The organism is Chitinophaga sp. (genome assembly GCF_036569125.1).
In the GTDB taxonomy this organism is placed as follows: Bacteria; Bacteroidota; Bacteroidia; order Chitinophagales; family Chitinophagaceae; genus Chitinophaga.
In genome coordinates, this window is record NZ_DATCRF010000248.1 from 1 (window position 1) to 5076 (window position 5076).

A 5076-nucleotide genomic window follows, 5' to 3' on the forward strand; every position below is an offset into this window, starting at 1 on the left:
GGGTAATGCCGCTGACATAATTAAATGTCATAAATACAACTATAAGTAAAATTTCGCTTTACAATATACTCATCCCCCTGAATATTTTCCCAAAGTCATTCTTACTTCGCCAGCAGCTGCAACGTATGCTCCATGGCCTTATTGCTTCCCCAGCCCTGGTGCCCCGGAATAACCCATGCCGGTTGGGGAAAACGTTCCTGCACTTTTTTAATGGACACCGGCCATTGCTGCACATCCGCATCCGCAACATTGCCCAGGTCATCCGCTTCCATACTCTTCACAAAACAGCCTCCGAACAAGACCCGTTTCGCCGGAAACCAAACCACGATATTATCCTTTGCATGCCCGGCGCCGGGATAGTATGTTGTTAGCTGTAAGCCATCAATCGTGAAAGTAGTATCATTGGGCAATATGCCTGCAGGTGGTATATAACCGTCTTTAACCGCCAGGGAAGCCGTTAAAGGCGTACTGATGGTTTTAATATGATGCGCCTGCAGCACGGCAGCGCCGCCCAGGCGGTCGATATGGCAATGGGAAATAATACACAGCAGTACCGGTTTGTGAAGCTGTTCCTGTACCTGCTGCAACAGCTCCCGGGTTTGGGCAGTATCCCAGCCGGTATCGATCAATATCACACCATGATCCGTTTCAGCGATCAGGCCATTAGCAGGCACGCCGCCTGATTGGGTGATATGCACATAAAAACCCTCGCATAACCGGGTGAGCAAAACATCCTTGTTTTGCGACCGGGCCCAAACGGGAATAATGGTAAAAAGAAAGATTAAGCCAGGCAGTAGTTTCCTTATCATGAGCATAACGTAAAATGGCAAACGTAAATATAGCAGGAATATTTACATTTCCTGCATCCTGCCGGTACAGGCAGCAAGGCACCGGTTATACCGGCTGCAGGCATAATCCGGGTTGCATTTTTTTCTACACTGGGTATGATTAATTCCACAACAGCCATGCATTTTATTCATATAATTTATTGATATACAATCCTTTAAAACCGCCCTTCTAAAACAGCAAGGTTTTAGCTGTAAGCTATTCATAATCAAAATGTTCTTACCATGAATTCTTATAACACATTACTGAATGGCAATAGCCAGCATGAGGCTCCCAGCGCAGGGCCTTTATACGACCGCAGTAACATACTGAATGTAAGCAAGGAAGGACGGATAGCATCTATTGTTGCAGGTTCCCTGATCGCCAGCTCCGCTATTGGCAGCATTGGCAAACACCCAATAAAAAGTTTAGCCCGGTTGGCAGTAGGCGGTTACCTGCTGTACCGCGGTTTATCCGGCAACTGCCCGGTTACTGCAGCTATTGAACAGCGCAGCGCCCGGCATAGCACTGCCATTAATATCCGCAGCTCCATGATCATTAACAAACCCCGTGAAGAAGTATATGCCTTCTGGCGCCAGCTGGGCAACCTGCCCTTGTTTATGCGTCACCTTGAGCAGGTGGACGAAAGGGATAGCATCCACTCCCGCTGGATAGCCCGCGGCCCCGGTGGCGTAGGTACTTTAGAATGGGAAGCGGAGATCGTTAAGGAAGAACCGGGCTCCCTGCTGGGCTGGCGTTCCATTACAGGATCGCAGGTAGCTACTGCAGGCCGTGTAACTTTTGAAGATACTGCTAATGGCGGCACTTCTATGAAGATCATGATCACCTACCGCCCGCCTGCCGGCCATGTAGGCACCGGCCTGGCCTGGCTGCTCAACTCCGCTTTTGAACGTATTGTTCAGGAAGATATTCAACGTTTTAAACATTTCATGGAAACCGGTGTGGTGGTAAATGATGAAAAATAACCTTTATGAAACAAGTGGAAGCCGGTAACAGAACAGTTCCGCCGCAGCATACCGGCAGCAAACATAATACGGAATATGCCATTACATGCCCGACTGTGGAAGCATGTATACAACGCTTTAACATTGCAAAAGAACGATTACTGGAAGTGAACCACTGGCATCAGCTGGGAGGTTCACTTTCTGCTAATTTTACATTAACCGACCGCCAGGGGCAGGTGCTGCACCATAAAGCGGAGGAAGGTGATCATATACGCATAGACCTGCCCGGACCTGGCAGTAAGGAGGGAAATGGATATGACTGGGTAGAGATCGAAAAGATAGAAGACCGAAGCACCCGCTCCGGCAATTGTGCCTACGTGGCCCTTCGGGTAAGGCCTTCCGGTAATCCGCAGCAGCTGCAGGGTAAGGTGGCACATTTCTATAACCCCGAAGCTACCAGCTCCTTTGTGATTGAGCGCGTAGGCAACAGCATTAAAGCCAGTGTGTATGGGCGCAATGAAAAACCCAATGAACAACCGGACGATCTTTTAGACAAGATAAGGAACTGGATGGTAGCTTTAACGGCAGCCATGGGTTTCTCAAAACCGCAGTGGAAGGCGCTTGTAAAAGGCCTGCTAAAATAATAGCGTACTGCAATAATAAAAGCCCTGGCACGTAAAACCTGCCGGGGCTTTTATGGTGTAAGTTATTCTACACACTATATGTTGATGGAAAAATTGTTTTGGTATATGATCTGTGTTATTGGGAGGTTATAACATTAGCATGGATGCTTTGTGGGGTGCTCCCCGATCATTCCAGGAGATACGTTCGATCTCCCGGAATAACGAAGGAATCATTTAACAGTGCTGCTTGCCATCAGCTATTTTCTACTTCGCTCTTGAAGTTATCGTAAGAGCTCCTGCTTTCGTCTATCAATCGTAAGATCCGTTCGCGTACATCATCTTTTAAACCGGTTACTTCATGCTCAAACACTTTTTTTAGCTCAGTCAGATCACGGGAACCCTTCCCCACTATACGGCCGAACTTATTACGCAAGTTACCGGTCGTATAACGGATCTTTTTCCTGGTTTCTTCTCCGCTGTCTGGAGCTACCAGCAATCCTACCAATACACCTGTGGCTAAACCGGCCAGCGCACCTGATAAGAATTTTGTGCTCATATGAATTTATTTTAAGGTTTAACTAAATAACACCATATAAATGGTGATCATGTGCAGATCGTTGTCTGTACAGGATTTTTCAAATATCAGGCCAAGAGTATTTACCACATGCCCTTCATCTTACTTTCCCTTCGTTTAATCGATTGCGCCGTAGGTAAGGATCCTGAATTTGCGCACAAACTCGCCGTAGTAGGCATAAGGCATTACATTGGTATATACCAGCAGGATCAGGTTTTCCTTGGGATCAATCGTGTATTCTGAACAATAAGCGCCGCCCCAGGTAAGGGATCCGGGAGAGGCCTGGTCGCCATAATGGGTATCTGGTGTAATGATCTGCAAACCCAGCCCAAACTTGTCATTCCGGTCCCATACCAGGTTATTCCCGATCTGGTTACGGGTCATTAAATCCACAGTTTTGCGGCTTAAAAGACGCACACCGTTGAATGTACCGCCATTTAAGATCAGCTGGCACACCTTTGCATAATCCGCAATAGTGCCTACGGATCCTGCGCCACCCATGTACAGGGTTTGTGCCCCGCTGATGGCAAAGGTCCTGTTGGAAAGATTATCGCTTAGCTTTAGGGTACTATCCAGGGAAGGCAGCGCATACAGCTCTACCAGCCGGTTAGCTTTGGCAGGTGGCAGGTAAAAATAGGAATCCTCCATGCCCAGCGGTTTGAAGATGCGCTGCTGAAAAAAATCAGACAGGCTCATACCGGAAAAGATCTCCACCAGCCGGCCGGCAACATCTATGCCCATACCATAGGTGAATGCTGCGCCGGGATCGTTCAGCAGCGGACGGCGGGCTATTTTCTTCACCACATCTTCCAGCTTGTCATTCTTTAATGAGTTAAGGCCCGGCAGCCGCCCGCCAAACAACAGGCTGTCCAGCGGATGCTCATAAGGGATACCGGCCGTATGTGACAGTAAATGACGTATAGTCGGCGGCGTGGCAGCAGGCCGCGTTTCATAGGTGCCTTTTTCCCGGTTATAGGTTACCAGCACTTTTGCATCTTTAAACTCAGGGATATACTTTGACAGCGGATCATCCAGGAAGAACTTACCCTCTTCATACAACATCATCAACGCAATGGTAGTGATCAGTTTTGTTTGGGAAGCAATACGGAAAATGGCGTCTTTCTGCAGCAGCTTGCGCTGCTCCAGGTTGCTGTAGCCAAATGCTTTATAATGTACGATCTGCCCGTTGCGGGCAATGAAAGTAACCGCATTGGGCGCCAGCCCTTTGCTGATAGCAGCCTGTAAAAAACTGTCTATTCTTTTTAAACGTTCCGCGGAGAACCCTGCTGTATGGGCATTGGCAGCTGTTGTAAATTTCTGGGGATGGCTTTGCGAAAAGGAAGGTAACGTTAGCCACCCACAGGCGGCTAACAGGAGCAATAGTTTTTTCATCCGTGTAACGTTTAGTACTACACGGAATATACTACTCTTTCAACATTTTATCTATGAGGTTATTGAAATCCGTTTTAAACTGTTCGTAATGTTCGCCGGTACCGGGGCCTGAAAAACCGGTATGCACTTCTTTTACACGGCCCCGCCTATCTACAAAAATAGTAGTCGGAAAACCTTTGATGGCGGTTAGCTGCGGCAGTGTTTTTTCAGTCCTTTGCGGATCGGAGGTAGTAACGCCGGTAATAAGCACCGGGTACTGCACATCAAAACGTTTCAGGAAACCGGACAATGCTTTCTTTGATTTTTCAAAATCTGTAGTACGCTCATAGGCCAAACCTATTACTTCTACCCCGCGCTGTTTATTTTCCTCGTACCATTTGGAAAGAAATCCTGTTTCATCCATACAGTTAGGACACCAGGAGCCCATGATGGTAATAACCACCACTTTGTTCTTAAAGCGGGCATCGTTAATGCTTACCGGTTTGCTATTAAGATCGGGAAAAGAAAAATCCAGTTTTGACTGCCCGGGCTTTACCGTTGCCAGCTTGGTTTCGTCCGGCAGGGCTGCTGCAGCGTCTTTACGGGCGGCCCAGGTTTCTTTGCCATTGCCAATGCCTGCGTAAAACACGCCCTGTTCCAGGGTATTCTGATCTGTAAGACGGGCAGTGAAATAATAGGCATGGGAACCATCAAAGGT

The 5076-nt window shown here is 47.8% G+C and carries 6 protein-coding genes; 2 read left to right on the plus strand and 4 right to left on the minus strand.

Going from position 1 to position 5076, the window contains the following annotated elements; genetic code table 11:
• Window positions 1–101 precede the first annotated feature (101 nt).
• Window positions 102–809 carry a subclass B1 metallo-beta-lactamase gene (bla, locus tag VIM87_RS09140; RefSeq protein WP_331996689.1) on the minus strand — a complete coding sequence of 236 codons (708 nt, stop codon included), beginning with the start codon at window positions 807–809 and terminating at the stop codon, window positions 102–104.
• Between the two features lie 261 nt (window positions 810–1070).
• Between bla and VIM87_RS09145 the strand changes: the two genes are divergently transcribed.
• Together VIM87_RS09145 and VIM87_RS09150 are read left to right on the plus strand one after the other, a co-directional pair.
• A complete protein-coding gene (locus VIM87_RS09145) occupies window positions 1071–1811 on the plus strand; it encodes an SRPBCC family protein (RefSeq protein WP_331996690.1) in 741 nt (246 codons plus the stop codon).
• Window positions 1812–1816: 5 nt separating this feature from the next.
• On the plus strand, window positions 1817–2434 hold the full coding sequence (locus VIM87_RS09150) for a hypothetical protein (protein ID WP_331996691.1): 618 nt from the start codon (window positions 1817–1819) through the stop codon (window positions 2432–2434).
• Between the two features lie 232 nt (window positions 2435–2666).
• On the opposite strand, the gene VIM87_RS09155 is transcribed toward VIM87_RS09150, so the two are convergent.
• The 3 genes from VIM87_RS09155 to VIM87_RS09165 all read right to left on the minus strand — a co-directional run.
• Window positions 2667–2969, minus strand: coding sequence for a YtxH domain-containing protein (locus tag VIM87_RS09155; protein WP_331996692.1), 303 nt, complete (start codon window positions 2967–2969; stop codon window positions 2667–2669).
• Between the two features lie 135 nt (window positions 2970–3104).
• Window positions 3105–4379, minus strand: a complete 1275-nt coding sequence (locus tag VIM87_RS09160) for a serine hydrolase domain-containing protein (RefSeq protein ID WP_331996693.1) — start codon at window positions 4377–4379, stop codon at window positions 3105–3107.
• A gap of 31 nt (window positions 4380–4410) precedes the next feature.
• On the minus strand, window positions 4411–5076 hold a 666-nt coding region (locus VIM87_RS09165), incomplete at its 5' end, for a TlpA disulfide reductase family protein (protein WP_331996694.1).

Bases quoted from the DNA above. Each gene is read 5' to 3' on its own strand.
- bla (WP_331996689.1), bottom strand. From the start codon at position 809: ATGATAAGGAAACTACTGCCTGGCTTAATCTTTCTTTTTACCATTATT.
- VIM87_RS09160 (WP_331996693.1), bottom strand. From the start codon at position 4,379: ATGAAAAAACTATTGCTCCTGTTAGCCGCCTGTGGGTGGCTAACGTTA.
- VIM87_RS09155 (WP_331996692.1), bottom strand. From the start codon at position 2,969: ATGAGCACAAAATTCTTATCAGGTGCGCTGGCCGGTTTAGCCACAGGT.
- VIM87_RS09145 (WP_331996690.1), top strand. From the start codon at position 1,071: ATGAATTCTTATAACACATTACTGAATGGCAATAGCCAGCATGAGGCT.
- VIM87_RS09150 (WP_331996691.1), top strand. From the start codon at position 1,817: ATGAAACAAGTGGAAGCCGGTAACAGAACAGTTCCGCCGCAGCATACC.